Origin of the sequence: Diaphorobacter aerolatus (assembly GCF_014489535.1) — a bacterium.
In the GTDB taxonomy this organism is placed as follows: Bacteria; Pseudomonadota; Gammaproteobacteria; order Burkholderiales; family Burkholderiaceae_C; genus Diaphorobacter_A; species Diaphorobacter_A aerolatus.
In genome coordinates this window covers 1090521-1114887 of record NZ_CP060783.1, presented here as the reverse complement: position 1 = coordinate 1114887, position 24367 = coordinate 1090521, and the positions used below count along the sequence as shown (strand labels likewise).

At 63.0% G+C, this 24367-nt stretch carries 19 protein-coding genes and 3 pseudogenes; 12 read left to right on the top strand and 10 right to left on the bottom strand.

The genetic code is table 11. The features are described from left to right. Positions 1-178: 178 nt before the first annotated feature. From cydD to H9K75_RS05175, 6 genes are all read left to right on the top strand, one after another. Positions 179-1870, top strand: a complete 1692-nt coding sequence (gene cydD, locus H9K75_RS05200; RefSeq protein ID WP_404826410.1) for a thiol reductant ABC exporter subunit CydD — start codon at positions 179-181, stop codon at positions 1868-1870. Then, the gene (cydC, locus tag H9K75_RS05195; protein ID WP_404826409.1) at positions 1867-3618 is read left to right on the top strand and encodes a thiol reductant ABC exporter subunit CydC; all 1752 of its coding nucleotides are present in this window, start codon (positions 1867-1869) and stop codon (positions 3616-3618) included. The genes cydD and cydC overlap by 4 nt, the downstream gene beginning before the upstream one ends. A 23-nt stretch (positions 3619-3641) precedes the next feature. After that, the gene (locus H9K75_RS05190; protein ID WP_187725020.1) at positions 3642-5228 is read left to right on the top strand and encodes a cytochrome ubiquinol oxidase subunit I; all 1587 of its coding nucleotides are present in this window, start codon (positions 3642-3644) and stop codon (positions 5226-5228) included. A gap of 24 nt (positions 5229-5252) precedes the next feature. After that, positions 5253-6407: a cytochrome d ubiquinol oxidase subunit II gene (gene cydB, locus H9K75_RS05185; RefSeq protein ID WP_187725019.1), complete on the top strand. Its 1155-nt coding sequence runs from the start codon at positions 5253-5255 to the stop codon at positions 6405-6407. A gap of 32 nt (positions 6408-6439) precedes the next feature. After that, a complete protein-coding gene (gene cydX, locus H9K75_RS05180) occupies positions 6440-6571 on the top strand; it encodes a cytochrome bd-I oxidase subunit CydX (protein ID WP_187725018.1) in 132 nt (43 codons plus the stop codon). 227 nt (positions 6572-6798) lie between these two features. Continuing rightward, the gene (locus tag H9K75_RS05175; protein ID WP_187725017.1) at positions 6799-7956 is read left to right on the top strand and encodes an acyltransferase family protein; all 1158 of its coding nucleotides are present in this window, start codon (positions 6799-6801) and stop codon (positions 7954-7956) included. Between the two features lie 26 nt (positions 7957-7982). Here the strand turns inward: H9K75_RS05175 and rnk are convergent, their stop codons facing one another. Beyond that, on the bottom strand, positions 7983-8399 hold the full coding sequence (gene rnk, locus H9K75_RS05170; RefSeq protein ID WP_187725016.1) for a nucleoside diphosphate kinase regulator: 417 nt from the start codon (positions 8397-8399) through the stop codon (positions 7983-7985). A gap of 182 nt (positions 8400-8581) precedes the next feature. On the opposite strand from rnk, the gene H9K75_RS05165 reads away from it, so the two are divergent. Further along, positions 8582-9730 carry a PA0069 family radical SAM protein gene (locus H9K75_RS05165; protein ID WP_187725915.1) on the top strand — a complete coding sequence of 383 codons (1149 nt, stop codon included), beginning with the start codon at positions 8582-8584 and terminating at the stop codon, positions 9728-9730. A gap of 12 nt (positions 9731-9742) precedes the next feature. Here the strand turns inward: H9K75_RS05165 and fghA are convergent, their stop codons facing one another. From fghA to H9K75_RS05120, 9 genes and pseudogenes are all read right to left on the bottom strand, one after another. Beyond that, positions 9743-10612: an S-formylglutathione hydrolase gene (gene fghA / locus H9K75_RS05160; RefSeq protein WP_319016881.1), complete on the bottom strand. Its 870-nt coding sequence runs from the start codon at positions 10610-10612 to the stop codon at positions 9743-9745. A 7-nt stretch (positions 10613-10619) separates the two neighbouring features. Continuing rightward, positions 10620-11735 (bottom strand): S-(hydroxymethyl)glutathione dehydrogenase/class III alcohol dehydrogenase, encoded by a 1116-nt coding sequence (locus H9K75_RS05155; RefSeq protein ID WP_187725015.1) that lies wholly within the window; start codon positions 11733-11735, stop codon positions 10620-10622. A gap of 233 nt (positions 11736-11968) precedes the next feature. Next, a pseudogene (locus H9K75_RS05150) lies at positions 11969-13269 on the bottom strand (citrate synthase). Positions 13270-13326: 57 nt separating this feature from the next. Next, positions 13327-13602, bottom strand: a complete 276-nt coding sequence (locus H9K75_RS05145; RefSeq protein WP_187725014.1) for a succinate dehydrogenase assembly factor 2 — start codon at positions 13600-13602, stop codon at positions 13327-13329. A 5-nt stretch (positions 13603-13607) separates the two neighbouring features. Continuing rightward, positions 13608-14312 carry a succinate dehydrogenase iron-sulfur subunit gene (locus H9K75_RS05140; RefSeq protein ID WP_187725013.1) on the bottom strand — a complete coding sequence of 235 codons (705 nt, stop codon included), beginning with the start codon at positions 14310-14312 and terminating at the stop codon, positions 13608-13610. Positions 14313-14342: 30 nt separating this feature from the next. Then, positions 14343-16148: a succinate dehydrogenase flavoprotein subunit gene (sdhA, locus tag H9K75_RS05135; RefSeq protein ID WP_187725012.1), complete on the bottom strand. Its 1806-nt coding sequence runs from the start codon at positions 16146-16148 to the stop codon at positions 14343-14345. A gap of 32 nt (positions 16149-16180) precedes the next feature. After that, positions 16181-16546 (bottom strand): succinate dehydrogenase, hydrophobic membrane anchor protein, encoded by a 366-nt coding sequence (gene sdhD, locus H9K75_RS05130; protein WP_187725011.1) that lies wholly within the window; start codon positions 16544-16546, stop codon positions 16181-16183. 49 nt (positions 16547-16595) lie between these two features. Continuing rightward, complete coding sequence (sdhC, locus tag H9K75_RS05125) at positions 16596-17018, bottom strand: succinate dehydrogenase, cytochrome b556 subunit (RefSeq protein ID WP_187725010.1); 423 nt, start codon at positions 17016-17018, stop codon at positions 16596-16598. A 133-nt stretch (positions 17019-17151) separates the two neighbouring features. Further along, positions 17152-17898, bottom strand: a pseudogene (locus H9K75_RS05120) (GntR family transcriptional regulator); the annotation flags it as partial. A gap of 259 nt (positions 17899-18157) precedes the next feature. On the opposite strand from H9K75_RS05120, the gene H9K75_RS05115 reads away from it, so the two are divergent. From H9K75_RS05115 to acnB, 5 genes and pseudogenes are all read left to right on the top strand, one after another. Continuing rightward, positions 18158-19144, top strand: coding sequence for a malate dehydrogenase (locus H9K75_RS05115; protein ID WP_187725009.1), 987 nt, complete (start codon positions 18158-18160; stop codon positions 19142-19144). Positions 19145-19170: 26 nt separating this feature from the next. Beyond that, complete coding sequence (tam, locus tag H9K75_RS05110; protein WP_187725008.1) at positions 19171-19959, top strand: trans-aconitate 2-methyltransferase; 789 nt, start codon at positions 19171-19173, stop codon at positions 19957-19959. Beyond that, complete coding sequence (locus tag H9K75_RS05105; protein WP_187725007.1) at positions 19956-20975, top strand: HpcH/HpaI aldolase/citrate lyase family protein; 1020 nt, start codon at positions 19956-19958, stop codon at positions 20973-20975. The genes tam and H9K75_RS05105 overlap by 4 nt, the downstream gene beginning before the upstream one ends. 58 nt (positions 20976-21033) lie before the next feature. Beyond that, complete coding sequence (locus H9K75_RS05100) at positions 21034-21621, top strand: hypothetical protein (protein ID WP_187725006.1); 588 nt, start codon at positions 21034-21036, stop codon at positions 21619-21621. 125 nt (positions 21622-21746) lie between these two features. Beyond that, positions 21747-24331: pseudogene (gene acnB, locus H9K75_RS05095) on the top strand (bifunctional aconitate hydratase 2/2-methylisocitrate dehydratase). Positions 24332-24367 lie beyond the last annotated feature (36 nt).

The window sequence follows — 24367 nt, the reverse complement described above, 5'->3', positions numbered from 1 at the left end:
CGAAACCTTGGCCTTTTCTGAACGGAATGTCGAGTAATTGTGCGATTTACGACAGTTTTATCTTGATTTTCGTCAAGAGTCGCGTCCTTGCTTCCCATCCGCCTCGCGTTCGGGACATAGTGGTAACCCTTGGGTCAGTACTTTTCGATGAGTTTTCTATTCATCACAGCTTGGAGCCATGTTCAGTCGCGCCGCGTCGTCGTCATCGCCAGATCAACCTTCCGCTCGCATGGGCCGTACCGGTGCTGTATTGCAGATGGTGGCTTCGCTGCTCTGGATGCCGCAGGCGTGGTGGATCGCCCAATCCGTCGAGCGCATGACGCAAGGGGGCGGATTTGACGCCGTGTTGCCGCTCGCCGCCTGCGTGCTCGCGGCGGGCGTGTTGCGCGCGGTGCTCGATGGCATGGGCGCATGGCAATCGCAGCGCATCGCGCGCCAACATCTGAGCGGTGTGCGCGCGCAGCTCTCGCGCTCGCTCGCCCGCGTGTCGCCGATGGACCGGGCGCAGGCACCTTCGGGCCAAGCCGCGAGCGCCATGGCCGAGCAGGCCGAGGCCGTCGTTCCGTGGCGCTCCCGATACCAGACGGCGATGTTCAAGGCGCGCTCCGTGCCGTTTGTGATCGCCGTTGCGGTCGGCTGGTTTTCGTGGCTTGCCGCGCTGATTCTGCTGTTTGCTGCTCCGCTGATTCCGTTGTTCATGGCGATTGTGGGATGGCGTGCGAAGTCCGCGAGCGAGGAACAGATGCTGGAGGTCGGCGGCATGAACGGCTTTCTGCTCGACCGGCTGCGGGGGCTCAGCACGCTGCGCGCGCTCGACGCGGTGGACGCGACGGCCCTGCGTTTGCGTGAACGCGCCGAATCGCTGCGTGCGCGCACCATGCGCGTGCTGCGCATCGCCTTTCTTTCATCCGCTGTGCTCGAGTTTTTCTCGGCACTCGGCGTGGCAATGGTGGCGGTCTACGTGGGCTTTCATCTGCTGGGCACGCTTGCCTTTGGTGCCTGGGGCGAGAAGCTGTCGCTCGCGCAGGCGCTGTTCGTGCTGATGCTTGCGCCGGCTTTTTTTGATCCCTTGCGCGAACTTTCCGCTGTGTGGCACGACAAGGCCGCGGGCGAGGCCGCACTCTCGACGATGGCCGATATGCAGCGCGATGCCATGCAGATCGTCGGCGCTGGCGCGCAGGATTCCATAGCGCGCGTGCCAGCGCCGATGGGTGCCGTGGCCGTCGAAATCGACGCGCTCCAGGTTGGCGTGCCGGGCCATCCGGCCGCCATGTCCGCATGGAGCGAGCGCATTGCGGCTGGCGAGCATGTTGCGCTCTGGGCGCCGAGCGGCGCGGGCAAGTCAGTGCTGCTGGCGCAACTGGCCGGGTTGATCGTGCCCGAGCGCGGCAGCATTCGCATCGATGGCGAGACCATGAATGAAGAGTCCGCGCAGAGGCTGCGCGCGCGGATCGCATGGATGGGACAGCATTCGCATGTGTTCGCCGGATCGGTGCTGCGCAATGTGGGACTGGGCCGCAGCGACGTGAGCGCGCAGGACGTGCGCCACGCGGTCGATGTGGCCGCGTTGTCGCAGGCACTGGAACACCGCGCGGGCCTGAGTCTGGGCGAGGGCGGAAGCGGCCTGTCGGGCGGCGAGGCCGTGCGCCTCGCGCTCGCGCGGCTTGCGGTGAACCGGCACGCGGGGCTTTTGTTGGTGGATGAGCCCACGGCCCATCTCGATCCGCAGACCGCCGATCAGGTGATCGAGTCGCTCGTGCAGATCGCGCAGGGCCGCACGCTGATCGTTGCGACACACGATGCACGGCTCGCGCAGCGCATGGACCGGGTGATCCGGCTAACTACCGGGTCGCAGGAAGTGGCGGCATGAAGCGGAACAACAACCGCCGCCCGCGCGAGGAATGGCATGCCGTACTGCGCGCCATGCAGGGAAGCGCCACGCGCAGGCTGTGGCTTGGAGGCGCTGCCTTGTCGCTGTTGACGGTGCTGATGGGCATGGCGCTGTTGGGATTGTCGGGCTGGTTCATCACGGCGACGGCCATCGCGGGACTGGTGCCTGCCGCTGCGCTGGTGTTCGATGTCTTCATGCCGTCTGCCGGAATTCGTTTGTTGGCCATAGGGCGCACCGGTGCGCGTTATGCGGAGCGCCTCGTCACGCACGATGCAACGCTGGCCGCGCTGGCCGCCCTGCGCGAGCGGCTGTTCCGGGCCTGGTCACGTCCGCGTGCCGCGCGCTGGCTGTTGCAACGTCCGGCGCGTCTGCTGCAGCGGCTCACCGCCGACGTGGATGCGCTCGACAACATCTATCTGCGTCTGGTCGTGCCCGCGTTTGCGGCGCTGGGCGCTGCGGCGATGCTAGGGTTCGCTCTGGGCCTGATGCGGTGGTGGATTGGATTGCTTGCCGCGCTCTGGCTGCTGTGCGCAGGGCTGGGCATCGCGTTGTGGCAGGCATCGGTCAGCCGCAAGGCGGCACTGCGGCGCGCGTTGAATACCGAAAGTCTGCGCGCACGCACGGTCGATCTGGTCGCTGGAAAAACCGAACTGCTGATGGCCGGGCGTCTTGCCGCGCAGTGCGAGGCCATCGAGGCCAGCGATGCGCGTGCGGCGAAGGCCGACATGTCATTGTTTCGTCTCGAGGCGCTCGCGACGGTCGCCTACGGCATTGCCAGTGCGCTGACGCTGTGCGGCGTGCTGCTTGCGATGGCATGGCTGGTCGATGAACGGCGCATTGGCGCTGCCGTGGCCGCCTTCGGCGTGTTGCTGGCGCTGTCGGCGATGGAGCCGTTTGCCGCGCTGCGCCGGGGAGCCGCCGAAGCCGGGCGAACCCTGCTCGCGGTGCGAAGAATCGGTGCCGTGCTCGCGCAGGAAGCGCCACTCGGCGAGGTGCCCGTACAACAGGCGCCGCCGATTGCCGGACTTGCGGTGCAACTGGAAAACGCCAGTGCGGCGCACGATGGCCGAAGGATCATCGGCCCCTTGAATCTGGAGATTCGGCAGGGCGAGCGCGTTGCACTGATCGGTGCGAGTGGAGCGGGCAAGACCACGCTGCTGTCGCTCATCTCGGGCGAGCTTGCCCCAAGCAGCGGCCATGTTGCCGCATGTGACTGCAGTTGGATGACGCAGCATACCGAACTGTTTCGGGAAAGCGTGCGAGACAATTTGCGCCTTGAATCCCCTCACGAGCAGGATCAGAATTTGTGGAATGTGCTCGAAGAAGCGGGACTCGCTCATGATGTTCGCGCCTTGCCACAGGGGCTTGACACGCCACTTGGCGAAGGCGGGCTTGGCCTGTCCGGCGGGCAGGCACGGCGGCTGGCGCTGGCGCGCTTGTTGCTCAGCCCGGCGCCATGCTGGCTGCTCGACGAAGTGACCGAAGGCCTTGACGCCGCTGTTGCGAAGGATGTGCTGGCGCGGCTCTGGACGCAGTCTTCTGGCCGCACGCTGGTGCTTGCGACCCATTGGCAGCGAGAGGCCGCGATGGCGGATCGAGTGATCTGGATGGAAGGTGGCCGCCTTGCCGGTGAGGCGCGCCACGGCACCGAAGCATTTGCGCGAGCGGTCAGCAGCCTGAGAGCCGACGCCGCCCCGCAATCACCGAATAACAAGAACGGCATCTGAACCCACGAAAGAAGGATCGCATCATGGACCTCAACATCGTCGACTTATCGCGGCTCCAATTTGCGATAACGGCGCTCTACCACTTTCTCTTTGTCCCGCTCACGATTGGCCTGTCCATCCTCGTCGCCATCATGGAGACGGTGTTTGTGATGACCGGCCGCACCATCTGGCGCGACATGACCAAGTTCTGGGGCGCGCTGTTCGGCATCAACTTCGCGATGGGTGTGGCGACGGGCGTGGTGATGGAGTTCCAGTTCGGCATGAACTGGAGCTACTACAGCCACTACGTCGGCGACATCTTCGGCGCGCCGCTCGCAATCGAGGGCCTGATGGCTTTCTTTCTGGAGGCGACGTTCGTCGGCCTGTTCTTCTTTGGCTGGGACCGCATGAGCGCACGCGCTCACCTGGTGACGACCTGGCTGGTCGCGATTGGTTCGAACTTTTCCGCACTGTGGATTCTGATCGCCAATGGCTGGATGCAGAATCCCGTAGGCGCTGCCTTCAATCCGCAGACCATGCGCATGGAAGTGAATGATTTCTTCGCAGTGCTCACCAATCCCGTGGCGCAGGCCAAGTTCGTGCACACCGTCTCTGCCGGCTACGTGGCGGCATCGGTCTTCGTGCTCGGCATTTCGGCGTGGTATCTGCTCAAAGGGCGTCATGTGCACCTCGCAAAGCGCTCGATGACGGTGGCCGCATCGTTCGGTCTCGCGGCCTCGCTTTCGGTGGTGGTGCTGGGCGACGAGAGCGGTTATCTCTCGTCGGAACACCAGAAGATGAAGCTCGCCTCAATCGAGGCGATGTGGGACACCGAGCCCGCGCCCGCCTCATTCACGCTGTTCGGCATTCCCGACAGGGCGGCGCGTGAGACGCACTATGCCGTGCATATTCCATGGGCCATGGGGCTGATCGGCACGCGCTCGCTGACCAAGGAAATTCCCGGCATCAACGATCTGGTGAGGAACACCGAAACCTACATCCGTGACGGCATCGAGGCCTACGACGCACTGCAGACCATTCGCGCCGCCAAGAGCGATGCGCAGGTGCCGCCCGAGGCCAAGGCGGTGTTCGAGGACAAGGGCGCGTCGCTTGGCTATGCGCTCTTGCTCATGCGCTACGTGGACGATCCGCGCAAGGCCACGAACGAGCAGATTCAGCAAGCCGCGATGGACACCGTGCCGCCCGTCGGGCCGCTGTTCTGGACCTTCCGCATGATGGTGGGACTGGGCATGTTCTTCATCTTGCTGACCGGCACGTTCTTCTATCTCTCGGCGCGCCACCGGTTGGATGCCTATCCCTGGTTGCTCAGGGTCGCCGTGTTTGCCATTCCGCTGCCGTGGGTTGCCATCGAGTGCGGCTGGATCGTGGCCGAGCTGGGCCGCCAGCCGTGGATCATCGAAGGGGTTCTGCCCACGGCGATGGCGGTCTCCAACCTCGGCGCGAGCACGCTGCTGCTGACCATTGGTGCCTTCATCCTGATCTACACGGTGCTGTTCGTGATCGAGATGAAGCTCATGCTCAAGGCCATCCGCAAGGGGCCCGAGCACGAGAGCGAACCGCATCTGAGCTTCTACGAGCCGATGATCGAAAAGCTGGCGCGCGCGCGTTGAACCGGCACATCAGGAGTTTGAAAAATGATCTTGCATGAACTGATTTCCTACGATGTCCTGCGCGTCATCTGGTGGCTGCTGCTCGGCATTCTGCTGGTGGGCTTCGCGGTGACCGACGGCTTCGATCTGGGGGCGATGGCGCTGCTGCGCGCCACGGCAAAGATCGACGTCGAGCGTCGCGTGGTCATCAACACGGTCGGCCCGATCTGGGAGGGCAACCAGGTGTGGCTGATTCTCGGCGGCGGCGCGATCTTCGCCGCGTGGCCGCAGCTCTACGCGGTGTCGTTCTCGGGTTTCTATCTGGCGATGTTTGCCATTCTGGTGGCGTTGATCCTGCGACCCGTGGCCTTCAAGTTCCGCAGCAAACGCGAGGAGGCCTCGTGGCGCAACAAATGGGATTGGGTGCTGTGCGTGAGCGGCATCGTGCCTGCATTGCTCTTCGGCGTGGCCGTGGGCAACGTGCTGCTCGGCGTGCCGTTCCGCTTCTCCGATGATTTGCGCATTTACTACGACGGCACGTTCTTCGGCCTGCTGCAGCCGTTCGCGTTGCTGTGTGGACTGGTGTCGCTTGCCATGATGGTCATGCACGGCGCGTCGTGGCTGGTGTTCAAGACCGATGGCGAGGTGGCCGCTCGCGCCGCGCGCTTCGGCGCGATGGCGGCGATGCTGGCATCGGTGCTGTTCGCTTTGGCGGGCGTGTGGATTGCCATGGGCATCAACGGCTACGAGATCACCAGCGCCATCAACAAGGTCGGCCCGTCGAACCCGCTGGCCAAGACCGCGGCCGTTGCGCAAGGCGCATGGATGGCCAATTTCAAGGCGACGCCGGTGCTCTGGCTGCTGCCGCTGCTGGGCGTGGTGCTGCCGTGGATCTCGGCGCTCGGCATGCGCTCGCGCCGCGAGTGGCTCGCGCTGCTGAGCAGCGGTCTGGCCATCGTCTGCATCATCCTCACGGTCGGCGCTGCGATGTTCCCGATGATCCTGCCCTCATCGGTCGATCCGCGTTTCAGCCTGACCGTGTGGGATTCGTCGTCGAGCCACACGACGCTGTTCATCATGCTGGTGTGCGTGATGATCTTCCTGCCGCTGATTCTTGCCTACACCTCATGGGTGTACAGCGTGCTGCGCGGCAAGGTCGATCCCATGGCCATCATCAAGGGTGAAACGCACTCGTACTGAGCGCGCCAACAACGTCGAAGGAACAAGACATCATGTGGTATTTCTCCTGGCTTCTGGGCCTGCCCCTGGCCGCGCTGTTCGCGGTGCTCAACGCGATGTGGTTTGAACTCACCGAAGACGAGGTGATGCGCCGCGATATTCTCAAGCGCACCGAACCAAAGTAAACCAAATTGCGCGCCATGCGTTGAACAGGGTGACGGCGTGGGAAGCGTTGTCACCCATGTGTTTGAAAGTGTTCGCAATCCGGGCCAGTCGGATGCATGGTTTGCAAGAAGGATGAACTCCTTCTTTCGCCGCCTGCACGATTTCTGCAATGAAGGCACAATTTCGCCTTTGCAGGATTGGGCCGGGCATCCGTCCAGTCGGAACCGAATACATACAACACTAATAAATGTCTTCCGCAAAGCGAAATGCAAGCATTGATTGCATCAAGGGTCTGGCCTGCATGGCCATCGTCTGGCATCACCTAGCCTTCTACGGCCCGATGTCGGACGTAGCGAAACCCCTTCTTCCGGGCACCATCGAATGGCTGGGCGACTACGCGCGCATGGCCGTGCAGATATTTCTCGTGCTGGGCGGCTATCTCGCGGCGGCCAGCCTGGCGCCCCAGGGCCTGGCCAGGTTCGACAACGCGCCCCAGCAAGTCGGCAAGCGATTTGTGCGGCTGGTCGTGCCCTATGCGGTGGCGCTGATCGTGGCGGTGCTGCTGTCCGATCTGGTGCGCTCGCTGATGGATCATCCCTCGGTTCCCGGTGAACCCAGCATTCCGCAATTGATTGCCAACGCCTTCCTGATTCAGGACATCGTGGGCGAAGAAGCGCTGTCCGCAGGTGTGTGGTACGTCGCCATCGACTTTCAGCTCTTCGTGATGGCGGCATGCTTTTTCGCCGCGATGCGCACCTTCAAGCTCAGCGACCGCGTGCGCGCGGCCATCACCAAGTTGCTGGTGATTGCGGGTGTCTGTGGCTCGCTGCTGTACGCGAATCGCCATGCCGAGTGGGACATGTGGGGCATCTACTTCTTTGGTGCCTATGGCCTCGGCATGCTGGCATTCTGGGGATCGCGTTCCACACGTTGGACCGCTTGGTTTGTGCTGATCGGCGTGGTCGGTTGTGCGGCACTGTGGGTCGATTTCCGCGGCCGGGTCGCGCTGGCGATGACTTCGGCGCTGCTGCTGATGCTGCTTATGCGACCCGCCCAAGCCGATGGAACCACGCATGCGCAACGGCTGTTCGGCAGGCTGCTTGAATCGCTCGACCCGCTGACCTCACGGCTTCAGACACTGGGCCAAATGTCTTACTCGGTGTTTCTGATTCACTTTTCGATCTGCCTTCTGGTCAATGCCGTGGTCTCGGCCTGGGTGCCCGATATTCCCGCCCTGCATCTGCTCGGCATGTGTCTGGCGTTTGGTCTGTCGCTGGTGGCGGGCCGGATTCTCTATTTGAAGGTGGAGCGGCACGTGCCGACCTGGCTGACCGCGCTGCGCTGGCAACTGAGCCTGATCGGTGCGGGTGGCGGCGTGCTGCTCGCCGGGCAGTTCGTCAGTTAGGGACAGCGCGCTTTCTCGACCGGCTCTCAGCGATGCAGCTCGCCAGCGCTCTCGGGCTGGTAGACGATCTGCTTGACGCGCACCGTCATCATTTTTCCACCGGGGCCGGGCCAGGCAAGCTCGTCGCCAATCGACAGGCCGAGCAGGGCGCTGCCGACCGGCGCGAAGATGGAAATCTTGTCGGCACTGCCGTCCATGTCGCGCGGATAGACAAGGCTCAGCACAAAGTCCTTGCCCGATTCGATGATCGAGAACTGAACGGTCGAATTCATCGTGACCACCGTGGGCGGCATTTCCTCGGGCGCAACGATGTCGGCGCGATCGAGTTCCGCCTGCAACTCGGCCTTGCCCGGGAACGCGCTCGCGGGAATCGCCGCAAGCAGCGCCTCGATGCGATCCACGTCGAGCGAAGACAGCGTGATGGGCGGCTTTGCATTGGCCATGATGATTTTCCTTTCGAACAGAAATCTTGAAAAAACCCACCACTGTATAGGCTTTCAGTGAACTGGCCGCAATGCCGCACGTGGCGGCGCGGGTTCATGAGAATAGGTTTGTAAGAGCGGGAATTTCATGTCCGTGCCAAGTCGATTAAATTACTGTATAAATAACCAGCAATACAAATCCACTGCACCGTCATGAACCGCCGCGTACTGCCGATCTCGCTCGTCTCCGAGCCCATCAAGGGCCGGGCATCGCCACGCAGGTGGAGCATCGATTCAGCCGCCAAAGCCGCAGCGCCTTGGCTATGGATGAGGATCAGGACATCTGGTGGAGCGCGGGCGATGAGGACGAGGGCGACGCACCGCCGGTGAGCACGCAGGTGATGCTCGAAGACGCGCGCAGCGCACTGGCCAGCAACGATTCGCCCGACATCTTCTTCGAGCAGTCGGTCAATCCCTATCGCGGCTGCGAGCATGGCTGCGTGTACTGCTACGCGCGGCCCACGCACAGCTACCTGAACCTGTCACCGGGGCTGGACTTCGAGACGAAGATCATCGCCAAGCGCAATATTGCCGAGGTGCTTCGCAAGGAACTGTCCTCGCCGTCGCATCGCCCTTCGATTGTGAATATCGGCTCGGCGACCGATTGCTACCAGCCCGTGGAGCGTGAGCTGCGACTCACGCGCGGCGTGATGCAGGTGATGCGCGATGCGCGGCATCCGTTTTCGTTGATCACCAAATCGAGCGGCGTGGAGCGCGATCTCGACCTGCTCGGCGAACTCGCGGGCAATCGGCTCGTGGCCGCCTACGTCACGATCACCACGCTCGATGCCAAACTGGCGCGCATTCTCGAGCCCCGGGCCGCAGCGCCGTATCGCCGCCTGCGCACCATCCGTGCGCTTGCGCAGGCCGGTGTGCCAGTGGGCGTGAGCGTTGCGCCGCAGATTCCATTCATCAACGAGGACATGGAGCAGGTGCTCATTGCGGCGAGCGAGGCCGGGGCCACCTCGGCGTTCTACACGGTGCTGCGCCTGCCCTGGGAGCTCAACGACATCATGCGCGAGTGGCTGGTGCAGCATTACCCGGACCGGGCCGCGCGCGTGCTCTCGCGCGTGCAGGATCTGCACGGCGTGAACGAGGCCGGTCGCGACGCCGGGCTCAGCTACGACAGCAACTACGTCTCGCGCATGAAGGGCTCGGGCGTCTGGGCCGATCTGCTGCGCCAGCGCTTTCACCGCACCTGCGAAAAACTGGGGCTCAACCGCGAGCGCACCGAACTGGACCTGTCTCAGTACCGACCCGCTCTCGCGAAGGGGCAGGGCGTGTTGTTCTGAGCGCGCCGTTGCTCAGCCGAACAGGCCCTGGCTCGCGTGGTACCGCAGATGATCCTCGATGAACGTCTGAATGAAGTAGTAGCCATGGTCGTAGCCCGGCTGCATGCGCAGTTGCAGCGGCTGGCCGACCTTGGCGCATGCGGCCTCGAAGGCTTCGGGCAGCAGTTGTTTTTCCATGAGAAATTTGTCGGCCATGCCCTGGTCGATGAGGATCCCCGCGGGATATGGCGCCCGCGTTTGCGCGCTCATCAGCTCGCTGGCATCGTGCGCGGTCCAGCTTGACGGGTCTTCGCCAAGATAGCCTGCGAAGGCCTTCTGGCCCCAGGCGCAGTTCACCGGGTTGCTGATCGGCGCGAATGCCGAAACGCTTTTGAATACGCCCGGATGGCGCAGCGCCAGAGTCAAGGCTCCATGGCCGCCCATGGAGTGTCCGAAGATGCCGATGCGGTCGCCCGCAATGGGCAGTTTGTCGCTGACGAGGGGCAGGAGTTCGCTGAGCAGATAGCTTTCCATGCGCCAGTTCCGGGCCCAGGGCTCACGTGTCGCGTCAAGATAAAAGCCTGCACCCACGCCAAAGTCCCATGCCTGCGATTCGCCCGGTACATTCGCGCCGCGCGGGCTGGTGTCGGGCGCGATCAACGCCATGCCGAGTTCGGCGGCCACGCGCTGCGCGTTGGCCTTGGTCATGAAGGTTTCCTCGGTGCAGGTCAGGCCCGCCAGATAGAGCAGGGCGGGTACCTTCTCGCCCATCAGTGCCTGGGGCGGTAGATAGACCGAGAACTTCATCGGCAGGCCGACTTCGCGCGAGGCGTGCTCGTAGAAACGTTGCGCGCCGCCAAAGCAGGCGTGTGCGGTCTTCAATTCCAGTGTGGTGGCAGTCATGGCGCGATCATTCGGTGAAGTGAACGACCGAGCGGATCGACTTGCCGTCGTGCATCAACTCGAAGGCTTCGTTGATCTCGTCGAGCGGCATGGTGTGCGTGACGAAGGGTTCGAGCTGGATCCTGCCGGCCATTGCGTCCTCGACCATGCCGGGCAACTGGCTGCGACCCTTGACGCCACCAAACGCCGTGCCGAGCCACTTGCGGCCGGTCACCAACTGGAATGGGCGGGTCGAAATTTCCTGGCCCGCACCCGCGACGCCGATGATCACCGACTGGCCCCAGCCACGGTGTGCGCATTCAAGCGCTGCACGCATCACGTTCACGTTGCCGATGCATTCGAAGCTGTGATCCACGCCCCAGGTCGTCATCTCGACGATGACCTGCTGGATCGGCTTGTCGAAATCCTTGGGGTTGATGCAGTCGGTCGCGCCAAACGTCTTCGCCAGATCGAACTTGGACGGATTGGTGTCCACCGCGATGATGCGGCCGGCCTTGGCGAGCTTCGCGCCCTGGATCACCGCGAGACCAATGCCGCCGAGGCCGAACACCGCCACCGAATCACCTTCCTGAACCTTGGCGGTGTTCTTAACCGCGCCGAGGCCCGTGGTCACGCCGCAGCCGAGCAGGCAGACCTGTTCCGGGTTGGCCTCGGGGCTGATTTTCGCGAGCGAGACTTCGGCGACAACGGTGTATTCGCTGAAGGTCGAGCAACCCATATAGTGATAGATCGGCTCGCCGTTGTACGAGAAACGCGTCGTGCCGTCGGGCATCAGGCCCTTGCCCTGCGTGGCGCGCACGGCTACGCACAGATTGGTCTTGCCGCTCTTGCAGAACAGGCATTCGCCGCATTCGGCGGTGTACAGAGGAATCACATGGTCGCCGGGCTTCACGCTGGTAACGCCTTCGCCGACCTCCACCACCACGCCGGCGCCTTCATGGCCCAGCACGGCCGGAAACACGCCCTCGGGATCGTCACCGGACAGCGTGAACGCATCGGTGTGGCAGACGCCCGTGTGCGTGATCTTGATGAGCACTTCACCCTTTTGTGGCGGTGCGACGTCGATCTCGACGATTTGCAGGGGTTCTCCGGCCTTGAAGGCAACGGCGGCGCGGGATTTCATGGTTCTGGTCTCCGGGTGCAGGCGAATGAGTGAAAAGGCGCGGGCGCGAAGGGGCGGCGCGCGAAACTGCTACTTTATGGCAAGGAGCGAGCATGCGGGCAGCCACTGCCCGCATGTCAGCGCCCCATGCCCGGGATTGGCAGCGCAGGGCAGCGTCGGCAGCAACCGCGCTTTCCCGCAAAAAAGCCCAGCGGCACGTGGCACCGCTGGGCTGTTCGGGAAGCGCGGATGGCTTAGCGCTTTGGCACGTCGCGGCGCGCGGAGCCGGTGTACAGCTGGCGTGGGCGACCGATCTTGTACTCGGGATCGCTGATCATTTCGTTCAACTGGGCGATCCAGCCGACGGTGCGGGCCAGCGCGAAGATGCCGGTGAACAGGTTCACAGGGATGCCGATGGCGCGTTGCACGATGCCGGAGTAGAAGTCCACGTTCGGGTAGAGCTTGCGCGACACGAAGTATTCGTCTTCGAGGGCGATGGACTCGAGCTTCTTGGCCAGCGCGAACAACGGATCCTTTTCGAGGCCCATGGCTGCCAGGACTTCATTGCAGGTTTCCTGCATGAGCTTGGCGCGCGGGTCATAGTTCTTGTACACACGGTGACCGAAGCCCATGAGCTTGACGCCGGAGTTCTTGTCCTTGACCTGCTTGATGAACTCGCCGATCTTTTCCACGCCGCCTTGTGCCTGGATGGTGTAGAGCATGTTCAGCGCGGCTTCGTTCGCACCGCCGTGAGCGGGGCCCCAGAGGCAGGCCACACCGGCCGCAATGGCTGCGAACGGGTTGGTGCCCGACGAACCGCACAGGCGAACCGTAGACGTCGAGGCGTTCTGCTCGTGGTCGGCGTGCAGGATGAAGATGCGGTCCATGGCGCGCTCGATCACCGGGTCGACCTTGTACTCTTCGCACGGGTTGCCGAACATCATGCGCAGGAAGTTGCCTGCATAGGACAGGTTGTTCTGCGGGTACTGGTAGGGCTGGCCCACGCCGTACTTGTACGCCATTGCCACCAGCGTCGGCATCTTGGCGATCAGGCGGATGGCCGAGATCTCGCGGTGCTCGGGTTGTTGATGTCGGTGCTGTCGTGATAGAAGGCCGACAGACCGCCGACCAGACCGGTCAGCACGGCCATCGGGTGGGCGTCACGACGAAAGCCGCGCAGGAAGAATTGCATCTGCTCGTTGACCATGGTGTGCTTGGTCACGAGGTCTTCGAATTCGGCCTTCTGCTTTTGATCGGGCAACTCGCCATTCAGCAGCAGGTAGCAGGTGTCGAGGTAGTTGCAGTTGGTAGCCAGTTGCTCGATGGGGTAGCCACGGTACAGCAGCTCGCCCTTGTCGCCGTCGATGTAGGTGATGGACGACTGGCAGGCCGCGGTGGACAGGAAACCCGGGTCGTAGGTGAACATGTCCGTCTGCGCGTACAGCTTGCGGATGTCGATCACGTCAGGACCCATCGTGCCCTGGTACACGGGAAGTTCGACGCTTGGGCTGCCGTCGCTGAACGATAGCGTTGCTTTGTTGTCTGCCAGTTTCATTTCATGTTTCCTTCAATAGTTGAGCCGCAATGGAGTGCGGACTTGGACCCGATGGCTTCATGCATTCGGGCGTAACTGCTCCAGTACCGTGCGAATCTCGTCCGTGGCCAGCTCGCCTTCCGGCTCCTTGCGGCGCAGCAGGAGGTCGAGCAGGTCGTTGTCGGAGAGATCCATCAGCGCCGAAAGTCCGCGCGCCTGACCGACGGTCAGACGCGATCCATGAGTGGCAAAGAAGCGCTCGATGAACAGGTCGTTCTCGACCAGACCGCGTCGGCTGCGCCAGCGCAGGACCGATGCTTCGCGTTCATCGAGAAGGGTGTCTTCTTCTGCCATTTTCTTCAGATGGCCCGACGGACCATCAATTCCTTGATCTTGCCGATCGCAACCGTGGGGTTCAGGTGCTTGGGGCACACGTCGACACAGTTCATGATGGTGTGGCAACGGAACAGGCGGTACGGATCTTCCAGGTTGTCCAGGCGCGATTCCGTGGCGGTGTCACGGCTGTCGGCGATGAAGCGGTAGGCCTGCAGCAGACCGGCCGGGCCGACGAACTTGTCGGGGTTCCACCAGAACGACGGGCAGCTCGTGGAGCAGCTCGCGCACAGGATGCACTCGTACAGACCGTTGAGCTCTTCGCGCTCCTCGGACGACTGCAGGCGCTCCTTGCTTGGCGACGCGTAGATGTCGCTTTGCAGGTAGGGCTTGATCGAGTGGTATTGCTTGAAGAACTGCGTCATGTCCACGATCAGGTCGCGGATCACTGGCAGGCCGGGCAGCGGCTTCAGAACGATGTCACCGTTGAGGGTCTTCATGTTCGTGAGGCACGCGAGGCCGTTCTTGCCGTTGATGTTCATCGCGTCGGAGCCGCACACACCTTCGCGGCACGAACGACGGAACGAGATCGTCGGATCCACCTGCTTGAGTTTGACGAGTGCGTCCAGCAGCATGCGCTCGTGACCGTCGAGCTCCAGCTCCACGGTCTGCATGTAGGGCTTGGAATCCTTATCGGGATCGTAGCGGTAGATTTTGAAAGTACGCTTCATTTGTTGAATCTCTTGTCGTGGGCTACGGGATTAGAACGTGCGGACCTTGGGAGGCACGCTCTCCACTGTCAGGGGCTTGAGGTTCACGGGCTTGTAGTACAGGCTGTTGTCAGAGCTGTTCCACAGCGTGTGCTTGAGCCATTCCTTGTCGTTGCGGCCCAGCGGGAAGTTCGGGTCGTCGGCGGGGCGCTCGTAATCGTAGACGGTATGCGCGCCACGGCATTCGTGGCGGGCCGCGGCCGAGGTCATGGTGGCCTGGGCGACTTCGATCAGGTTGTCCACTTCGAGCGCTTCCATGCGGGCCGTGTTCCAGACCTTGGACTTGTCCTTCATGGCGATGCTGCCGACGCGCTCGCGCAGTGCGTTGATCTTCTGAACGCCTTCATCCATGCTGGCCTGCGTGCGGAACACACCGGCGTGCTGCTGCATCGTGGAGCGAATGTCACCGGCGAGATCCTGCGCGTAGACGCCGTCCTTGGCTTCTTCGAGCTGGTTCAGGCGCTCCAGCGTGCGGTCTGCGGCATCGGCAGGGACTTCCTGATGGTCGCCAAAACCGTTGACGAAATTGACGATGTGCTTGCCAGCGGACTTGCCGAACACCAGCAGGTCGAGCAGCGAGTTCGTGCCCAGGCGGTTCGCGCCGTGCACCGATACGCAGGAGCACTCGCCCACCGCATAGAGGCCGTTGACCACCTGGTTTTGCTGACCGTCCCAGACCACGACCTGACCGTGGATGTTGGTCGGCACGCCGCCCATCTGGTAGTGGATCGTCGGCACGACGGGAATCGGCTCCTTGGTGATGTCGACGTTGGCGAAGTTGTGGCCGATTTCTTCCACCGAGGGCAGACGCTTGCGGATGGTGTCCGCGCCCAGGTGATCGAGCTTCATCAGGATGTAGTCCTTGTTCGGACCACAGCCGCGACCTTCCTTGATTTCCTGGTCCATGGAGCGCGACACGAAGTCACGCGGCGCCAGATCCTTCAGCGTGGGCGCATAGCGCTCCATGAAGCGCTCGCCTTCGCTGTTGAGCAGGATCGCGCCTTCGCCGCGGCAGCCTTCGGTGAGCAGCACGCCCGCGCCGGCCACACCGGTCGGGTGGAACTGCCAGAACTCCATGTCCTGCAGCGGGATGCCCGCGCGAGCGGCCATGCCGAGGCCGTCGCCGGTGTTGATGAACGCGTTAGTCGATGCGGCGAAGATGCGACCGGCGCCGCCGGTGGCCAGCAGCACGGCCTTGGCGTGCAGCTCATACAGATCACCGGTTTCGAGTTCGATGGCCGTGACGCCGACCACGTCGCCCTGTGCGTTGCGCAGCAGATCGAGTGCCATCCACTCCACGAAGAAGTTGGTCCTGGACTTGACGTTCTGCTGGTAGAGCGTATGCAGCATCGCGTGACCGGTACGGTCGGCCGCGGCGCAGGCGCGCTGCACGGGCTTTTCGCCGTAGTTGGCCGTGTGGCCGCCGAACGGGCGCTGGTAGATCGTGCCGTCGGGATTGCGGTCGAACGGCATGCCGAAGTGTTCGAGTTCGATCACGACGTTCGATGCTTCACGGCACATGAACTCGATGGCGTCCTGGTCGCCCAGCCAGTCGGAGCCCTTGATGGTGTCGTAGAAGTGGTAGTGCCAGTTGTCCTCGGACATGTTGCCGAGCGAGGCCGACACGCCGCCCTGCGCCGCCACCGTGTGCGAGCGGGTCGGGAACACCTTGGACAGCGACGCCACGGACAGGCCCGCACGGGACAGCTCCAGCGCAGCGCGCAGGCCGGAACCGCCAGCGCCGACGATCACGACGTCAAACTTGCGCTTGGTGATATTTGCTTTTGAGTAGCTCATTCTTTTCTTTCAATCGCGGAGATCAGTCTCTATCAGAGACGCCACAGAACCTGGAAGCCCCAGCCTGCACAGCCGACCAGCCAGACAATGGTGAAAATGTTCAGGATCAGACGCAGACCGGCAGCGGGCACGTAGTCCATCCAGACGTCGCGCACACCCACCCAGGCGTGCCACACCAGCGAGACGATCACGGCGAAGGTCAGGAACTTCATCCATTGGGGGGCGAAGACGCCCGCCCAGCCGTCATAGCCAATGGGGCCGGAGATCATCAGCACGCGGGCGAGCAGGACGATGGTGAACAGTGCCATCAGCACGGCGGTGCCGCGCTGGACCAGCCAGTCGCGGATGCCGTAGTGCGCACCAACCACGGTGCGCTTGGAGCCGTAATTCACGGACATGGTTCTTTTTCCTTATCGAGGGAGAATTAAAAGAGAAAGACTTGGCCGATCAGAACAGGCCGAACAACTTGGCGCCCAGCACCACGGTCAGCAGCAGGCTGACCGCGAAGCACACGAGGGCGGAGGTCTTGCCGAATTCCTTGTTCACGATGTGATGGTTCATGTCCATCGCAAGGTGGCGAACACCGGCGCAGAAGTGATGCAGATAACCCCAGATCAGCGCCAGGCACACGAGCTTGGCGAACCAGCCCCAGGTGCCCTGAAACACCGATGTGAAAGAACCGTAGGAAATTTCCGAAGACAGCGATGTGTCGAACATCCACATGATGAACGGCAGCAGCAGGAACAGGATCATGCCGCTCACACGGTGCAGGATCGACAGGATGCCAGCCGCCGGAAGTCGGTATGACGGGAGGTCCGTGAATACGTTGATATTGCGGAACTCGGGCCGCTTTTTGGCTTGCTCAGTCATGTCAAGGTGCTTTCGTGGATGTAACTGCGTTGTAATCGCCGATGAGGTCAACCCAAAATTCTATTGCAACGCAATGTCACCCGGTTGTGGTGATTGCTTATTCCGTACTCGGGAGTTGCGGGAAACCCGGTTGTCAACTTAGCGAATTATGATAGTGATGCGTGTCAGTTCGATAGAGTGCGCGACGTAACTCCATTGGAACATCGTTATACGTATAAGCAAGTCGCTCGACGGACAGCAGCGGCGTCCCCACGGGCACCAGCAGCAGATTCGCCTGTTCTTCGTCCGGAGCGATGGCGCGGATTTTTTCTTCGGCACGCACCATGCGCACGCCATAGTCCAGTTCGAACATCGCGTAGGTCGGGCCCTGGTACTCGGCCATCTGCTCGGCGGTCAGCCCTTTGAAGGCCTGTCCGGGCAGCCAGATGTCCTCCAGGATCGTGGGCACACCGGCAAATGACAGGATGCGCCGCGCCTGGATCACGGGATCGCCGGTGCGCAACTGCAGCGCCCGCGCGATTTCAACCGGCGCGCGGCTGCGTTTGCACTCGAGAATCGTGCGCTGTGCCGGGCCTTCCTCGCGCGCGTCGCCGACATCGGGCATCAGCTTGAGAAAGCGGTACTGCACCTGCCGCTCGGCGTGCGTCGCGACGAAGGTGCCCTTGCCCTGACGGCGCATCAGCAGGTTGTCCGCGGCAAGTTCGTCGATGGCCTTGCGAACCGTGCCCTGACTCACGCGAAAGCGCGCGGCCAGATCCATTTCGCTGGGGATGACCTCGCCGGGCTTCCACTCGCCGTGCTGCAGGCTGTGCAGGATCAGTCCCTTGATTTGCTGATACAGCGGGCTGAAGGCCGGTGTCGATACGCCGACCCCTCCCGCTTGAGTGGCGGAACCGAGGGAGGAGGGGTCGGATTGGAGGACATTGCCGCAGGGTCGGGACTGGGGATCGACGAGGTAATCAAGTTGAAACTTTCACCCGGCATCATATCTTATATAAGACATAAGACAAATTGACCCTGTTCAGCAATCAGCGGTACACTCTTGGGTTGTGATTGCGGGGCACGGGCTGCTGTCGTTTGGAGCGCGGTCAAGTGAACCCTGGCACCCATACTGTCCTCATTTTTTTGGAGTTTTTCCCATGAGCAAGAAGCCCGTTCGCGTTGCCGTCACCGGTGCCGCTGGTCAAATCGGTTACGCCCTGTTGTTCCGCATCGCTTCCGGCGAAATGCTGGGCAAGGATCAGCCCGTCATTCTTCAGTTGCTCGAAATTCCCGACGAAAAAGCCCAGAACGCGCTCAAGGGCGTGATCATGGAACTGGAAGACTGCGCGTTCCCGTTGCTGGCCGGTATCGAGGCCCACAGCGATCCGCTGCAAGCCTTCAAGGATACCGACTACGCGCTGCTGGTCGGTGCCCGTCCTCGCGGCCCCGGCATGGAGCGCGCCGACCTGCTGGCCGCGAACGCCCAGATCTTCACGGCCCAGGGCAAGGCGCTGAACGCCGTCGCCTCGCGCAATGTGAAGGTGCTGGTGGTCGGCAACCCGGCCAACACCAATGCCTACATCGCGATGAAGTCGGCGCCTGATCTGCCAGCCAAGAACTTCACCGCCATGCTGCGCCTCGATCACAACCGCGCTGCTTCGCAACTGGCCGCGAAGGCAAACTTCGCCGTCGGCGACATCAAGAAGCTGACCGTCTGGGGCAACCACTCGCCCACGATGTACGCGGACTACCGCTTCGCCACCGTGGACGGCAAGTCCGTCAAGGACATGATCAACGATCAGGCATGGAACAAGGACGTGTTCCTGCCGACCGTGGGCAAGCGCGGCGCTGCGATCATCGCCGCTCGCGGTCTGTCGTCGGCTGCTTCGGCTGCCAACGCCGCCATCGACCACATGCGCGACTGGGCTCTGGGCTCCAAGGGCGAATGGGTCACCATGGGCGTGCCTTCCAATGGCGAATACGGCATTCCCAAGGACATCGTGTTCGGCTTCCCGGTCACCACCGAAAACGGTGAGTACAAGATCGTCGAAGGTCTGGAAATCGATGCCTTCTCGCAGGAATGCATCGACAAGACGCTGGCCGAGCTGCAAGGCGAGCAGGACGGCGTCAAGCACCTGCTGTGATTTCCTGAAGCGAAAAAAGTCCGCCCGTGCAGGATTGGAATCCCCAGCTCTACAGCCGCTACGAAGACGAGCGCACGCGCCCGGCCCGTGAGCTGCTGGCGCGCGTGCCCCTTTCCAATCCATCCCATGTGGTGGATCTGGGCTGCGGGCCGGGGAATTCCACCGAACTGCTGGTCGCGCGCTTTCCGAATGCGCGTGTGACCGGGGTGGACAACTCCAAAGCCATGCTGGAGAGTGCGGCCAAGCGCCTTCCCGGCGTGGATTTTGTGGCCGCGGACATCAAGGACTGGGTGCCCGGCTCCGCCACTGATCCGGCACCCGATCTCATCTATGCGAATGCCGCGTTGCAATGGGTAGGCGAGCACGAGACGCTGATCCCGCGTCTTTTCAACGCACTCGCACCCGGCGGCGTGCTGGCCGTGCAGATGCCGGACAACCGCGCCGAACCCACGCACCGCAACATGCGCGAACTGGCCGCCGAATCGCCTTACCGGCAGGTGATTGGCGATGTGAGTCGCCTGCGTACCGACCTGCTTGGCATTCAGCAGTACTACGACCTGCTGGCGCGCGAGGCCGCGCAGGTCGATGTCTGGCACACCGTTTACCAGCATCCCCTGGAGTCAGCCGCAGCCATCGTCGAATGGGTGCGCAGTACCGGACTCAAACCCTTTGTCGATCCGCTTTCCGATGTCTTGCGAGCCGAGTTTCTTGCGAGTTACGAGGAGCGAATCGATACCGAATATCCCGTGCGCAGCGATGGCAAGCGTCTGCTGGCCTTTCCGCGCATGTTCATCGTTGCCCAGCGCCCCGCATGACGACGCCCGCCAACCCAGCCCATCCAGCCACTGTCCTGCTCGGAGCGCAGGCGGGGCGGCAGTCCATTCCCGTTTGCGATCACTACAGCGGCGTCGAAGCACGCATGCGCAAGAGCCTGCAATTGCAGGACGAGATGCGCGGCGAGTTCGGCCATGTGGTGTTCGACGTGACGCTGGACTGCGAGGATGGCGCGCCCGTGGGACTGGAGCGTGAGCACGCAAGCCTCGTCGCCCAACTGGCGCGCGAAACCCGGCCCGGAGCGCGCGTGGCCGCCCGGGTGCACACGGTCGATCATCCGGCGTTCGCCAATGACGTGGCGACGATTGCGGGTGAGGCCTGGGACCGGCTTTGCCACATCATGATTCCCAAGGTGGAGTCGGTGGAGGATGTGGAAATCGCCGCGCGTGCGCTCGACGCCGCCGGTGCCAAGGACCTGCCGCTGCACGCGCTCATCGAATCGCCCGCCGCCGTGCAGCGCGCGTTCGACATCGCCGCGCATCCGCGCATCCAGAGCCTGAGCTTCGGCCTGATGGATTTCGTCTCCGCCCATGGCGGCGCGATACCATCGTCGGGGATGACCTCGACCGGCCAGTTCGAGCATCCACTGGTCGTGCGCGCCAAACTCGACATCTCATCGGCCTGCCACGCCCATGGCAAGGTTCCCTCGCACTGCGTCGTCACCGAATTCAGCAATACCGATGCCATGCAGGCAGCAGCCCGCAAGGCCGCTCGCGAATTCGGCTACACGCGCATGTGGAGCATCCACCCGGCGCAGATTCGCCCGATTCTGGCGGCGCTGGCACCGGACGAGATCGAGATCGAACGCGCCGGACGCATCATTTCCGCCGCCGTGGCCGCTGACTGGGCGCCCATCAGCGAAGACGGCGTTTTGCATGATCGCGCGAGCTACCGCTATTTCTGGCAGGTTCTCGAGCGAGCACACCAGACCGGCCGCTCCATTCCGTTGGAAATGCGCCAATGGTTTGTTACGGGCGATGGCTCCGATTCGGCATAAATCGGTTATTTTTATTGTTTTGGTTCCATCAATCCATTTTTTCCTTGCAGGAGTCACCATGAAGACCCTCTTCGCTGCCGCACTGATCGCTCTCGCACCCGCCCTCGTCACGGCGCAGACCACTTCCAAGCCCGCCCCCAAGACTGCTGCGAAAGCTCCTGCGGCCAAGAAGACCACCACGGCTGCCAAGAAGAGCACGCCGAAGAAGTCTGCGGCCACCAGCAGCCGCACGCAGCTCAAGAGCGCCGCGACACAGGTGGCCACCGGCTTCATCGCCGCAGAAGCCGCGCTGTCGCCCGCCGAACTGGCGCTGGCCGAGACCGTCACCACTGGCCGCATGCCCTGCGAACTGGGTGCCTTCGTGGACATCGAAAAGGACGAGAAGTCTCCTGGCCGTTTCCATGTGACCGGCAAGAATTTCAAATACCACATGCAGCCCGTGACCACCTCCACCGGTGCCGTGCGACTCGAAGACCAGAAGGCCGGCGCGGTCTGGATGCAGATTGCCAACAAGTCCATGTTGCTCAACCAGAAGCAGGGCCAGCGCATGGCCGACGAATGCATGAGCCCCAACCAGGTGGCCGTGGCCGAGTCGATGAAGAAGAACCCTCAGCCCAACCTGCTGGACGGCGTGAACAACAAGTAACCCCTGTAGTTCTGGACTGAAAAACTCCGGCAGGTTTCCGGTGGCCATTCAGGCGATGGCCACCGGAGGCCTGCCGGTTTTGTTGCCCCCATTGATTGAGAACCAAAACTTCGGAGAAGTAGACCATGTTGAAAGCCTATCGTGACCATGTGGCCGAGCGCGCCGCTTTGGGCATTCCCCCACTGCCGCTGGACGCCAGGCAGGTAGCCGAGCTGACCGAGCTGATCAAGAACCCGCCCGCGGGCGAGGATGCCTTTTTGCTCGACCTGCTGACCCACCGCGTGCCGCCCGGTGTGGATGACGCGGCCAAGGTCAAGGCGTCGTTCCTGGCCGCTGTGGCGCATGGCGACATCAAGGTCGACCTGATCTCCAAGGCCAAGGCCACCGAGCTGCTCGGCACCATGGTGGGCGGCTACAACGTGCATCCGCTGATCGAATTGCTGGACGACCCCGAAGTCGCCGGTGTGGCTGCCGAGGCGCTGAAGAAGACGCTGCTGATGTTCGACTTCTTCAACGATGTCGCCGCCAAGGCCAAGGCGGGCAACGCCAAGGCCCGCGAAGTGATGCAGAGCTGGGCCGACGCCGAGTGGTTCACCTCGCGCCCCGAAGTCGAGAAAAAGATCACCGTCACCGTCTTCAAGGTGCCCGGCGAGACCAACACCGACGACCTGTCGCCGCGCCCGATGCCTGGAGCCGCCCCGACATTCCGCTGCACTATCTGGCGATGCTCAAGAACACGCGTCCCGACGCGGCGTTCAAGCCCGAAGCCGACGGCAAGCGCGGCCCCATGCAGTTCATCGACGACCTCAAGAACAAGGGCCACCTCGTGGCCTACGTGGGCGACGTGGTCGGCACCGGTTCTTCGCGCAAGTCGGCCACCAACTCCATCATCTGGGCGACCGGCATGGACATCCCGTTCGTGCCCAACAAGCGCTTCGGCGGTGTGACGCTGGGCGGCAAGATCGCACCGATCTTCTTCAACACGCAGGAAGACTCGGGCGCGCTGCCGATCGAAGTCGACGTCTCCCGGCTGGAGATGGGCGACGTGATCGACATCTATCCCTATGACGGCAAGATCGAGAAGAACGGCGCCAACGTCGCCGACTTCCAGCTCAAGTCCGACGTGCTGCTCGACGAAGTGCGCGCCGGTGGCCGCATCAACCTGATCATCGGCCGCTCGCTCACGGCCAAGGCCCGCGAAGCGCTGGGTCTGCCGGCGTCGAACGTCTTCCGCCTGCCGCAGGCACCCGCCACGTCCAAGGCCGGCTTCACGCTGGCCCAGAAGATGGTTGGCCGCGCCGTCGGTCTGCCCGAAGGCCAGGGCGTGCGCCCCGGTACCTACTGCGAGCCGCGCATGACCACCGTGGGGTCGCAGGACACCACCGGCCCGATGACGCGCGACGAACTCAAGGACCTGGCCTGCCTCGGCTTCTCCGCCGACATGGTGATGCAGTCCTTCTGCCACACCGCAGCCTATCCCAAGCCCGTGGACGTGAAGACGCACCGCGAGCTGCCCGCCTTCATCTCCAACCGTGGCGGCGTTGCGCTGCGTCCCGGCGACGGCGTGATCCACAGCTGGCTCAACCGCCTGCTGCTGCCCGACACCGTCGGCACCGGCGGCGACTCGCACACGCGTTTTCCGATCGGCATTTCCTTCCCAGCCGGCTCCGGCCTCGTCGCGTTCGGTGCGGCCACCGGCGTGATGCCGCTGGACATGCCCGAGTCCATCCTCGTTCGCTTCAAGGGTGAAATGCAGCCCGGCGTGACCCTGCGCGACCTCGTGCACGCGATCCCGCTGTACGGCATCAAGCAAGGCCTGCTCACCGTGGCCAAGGCCGGCAAGATCAACGAGTTCTCGGGCCGCATCCTCGAAATCGAAGGTCTGCCCGACCTCAAGGTCGAACAGGCCTTCGAACTGTCCGACGCCTCGGCCGAGCGCTCGGCCGCGGGCTGCACGATCAAGCTCAACAAGGAGCCCGTCGCCGAGTACCTGAGGTCGAACGTGGTTCTGATGAAGAACATGATCGCCGACGGTTATGCCGACGCGAAGACGCTGCAGCGCCGCATCGAGAAGGTCGAAGCCTGGCTGGCCAAGCCCGAGCTGCTCGAAGCCGACAAGGACGCCGAATACGCGCACGTCATCGAGATCGATCTGGCCGACATCAAGGAGCCCATCGTCTGCTGCCCGAACGACCCGGACGACGCCAAGTTCCTGTCCGAAGTCGCTGGCACCGCCATCGACGAAGCCTTCATCGGTTCGTGCATGACCAACATCGGCCACTTCCGCGCCGCCGCCAAGCTGCTCGGCGGACAGCGCGACATTCCGGTCAAGCTGTGGGTCGCGCCGCCGACCAAGATGGATCAGAACGAGTTGATCAAGGAAGGCCACTACGCCGCCTTCGGCACCGCCGGTGCGCGCACCGAAATGCCGGGCTGCTCGCTGTGCATGGGCAACCAGGCACAGGTGCGTGAAGGCGCGACGGTGATCTCCACCTCCACGCGCAACTTCCCGAACCGCCTGGGCAAGAACACCAACGTGTTCCTCGGCTCCGCCGAACTCGCCGCCATCGCCTCGCGCCTGGGCAAGCTGCCGACCAAGGAGCAGTACCTCCAGGAAATGGGCGTGATCGACGCCGACAAGGCGAGCGTGTACCGCTACATGAACTTCGACCAGATCGAGGAATACGCGGAAGTCGCGGAGAAGGTCTGATCGGCCTGGTTCTGCCGAGAGCATCAAAAAACCCGC

Bases quoted from the DNA above. Each gene is read 5' to 3' on its own strand.
- H9K75_RS05190 (WP_187725020.1), top strand. From the start codon at position 3,642: ATGGACCTCAACATCGTCGACTTATCGCGGCTCCAATTTGCGATAACG.
- H9K75_RS05145 (WP_187725014.1), bottom strand. From the start codon at position 13,602: ATGGCAGAAGAAGACACCCTTCTCGATGAACGCGAAGCATCGGTCCTG.
- cydB (WP_187725019.1), top strand. From the start codon at position 5,253: ATGATCTTGCATGAACTGATTTCCTACGATGTCCTGCGCGTCATCTGG.
- H9K75_RS05100 (WP_187725006.1), top strand. From the start codon at position 21,034: ATGAAGACCCTCTTCGCTGCCGCACTGATCGCTCTCGCACCCGCCCTC.
- H9K75_RS05155 (WP_187725015.1), bottom strand. From the start codon at position 11,735: ATGAAATCCCGCGCCGCCGTTGCCTTCAAGGCCGGAGAACCCCTGCAA.
- H9K75_RS05115 (WP_187725009.1), top strand. From the start codon at position 18,158: ATGAGCAAGAAGCCCGTTCGCGTTGCCGTCACCGGTGCCGCTGGTCAA.
- cydD (WP_404826410.1), top strand. From the start codon at position 179: ATGTTCAGTCGCGCCGCGTCGTCGTCATCGCCAGATCAACCTTCCGCT.
- H9K75_RS05105 (WP_187725007.1), top strand. From the start codon at position 19,956: ATGACGACGCCCGCCAACCCAGCCCATCCAGCCACTGTCCTGCTCGGA.
- fghA (WP_319016881.1), bottom strand. From the start codon at position 10,612: ATGACTGCCACCACACTGGAATTGAAGACCGCACACGCCTGCTTTGGC.
- cydC (WP_404826409.1), top strand. From the start codon at position 1,867: ATGAAGCGGAACAACAACCGCCGCCCGCGCGAGGAATGGCATGCCGTA.
- sdhD (WP_187725011.1), bottom strand. From the start codon at position 16,546: ATGTCCGTGAATTACGGCTCCAAGCGCACCGTGGTTGGTGCGCACTAC.
- cydX (WP_187725018.1), top strand. From the start codon at position 6,440: ATGTGGTATTTCTCCTGGCTTCTGGGCCTGCCCCTGGCCGCGCTGTTC.
- rnk (WP_187725016.1), bottom strand. From the start codon at position 8,399: ATGGCCAATGCAAAGCCGCCCATCACGCTGTCTTCGCTCGACGTGGAT.
- sdhC (WP_187725010.1), bottom strand. From the start codon at position 17,018: ATGACTGAGCAAGCCAAAAAGCGGCCCGAGTTCCGCAATATCAACGTA.
- H9K75_RS05175 (WP_187725017.1), top strand. From the start codon at position 6,799: ATGTCTTCCGCAAAGCGAAATGCAAGCATTGATTGCATCAAGGGTCTG.
- H9K75_RS05140 (WP_187725013.1), bottom strand. From the start codon at position 14,312: ATGAAGCGTACTTTCAAAATCTACCGCTACGATCCCGATAAGGATTCC.
- sdhA (WP_187725012.1), bottom strand. From the start codon at position 16,148: ATGAGCTACTCAAAAGCAAATATCACCAAGCGCAAGTTTGACGTCGTG.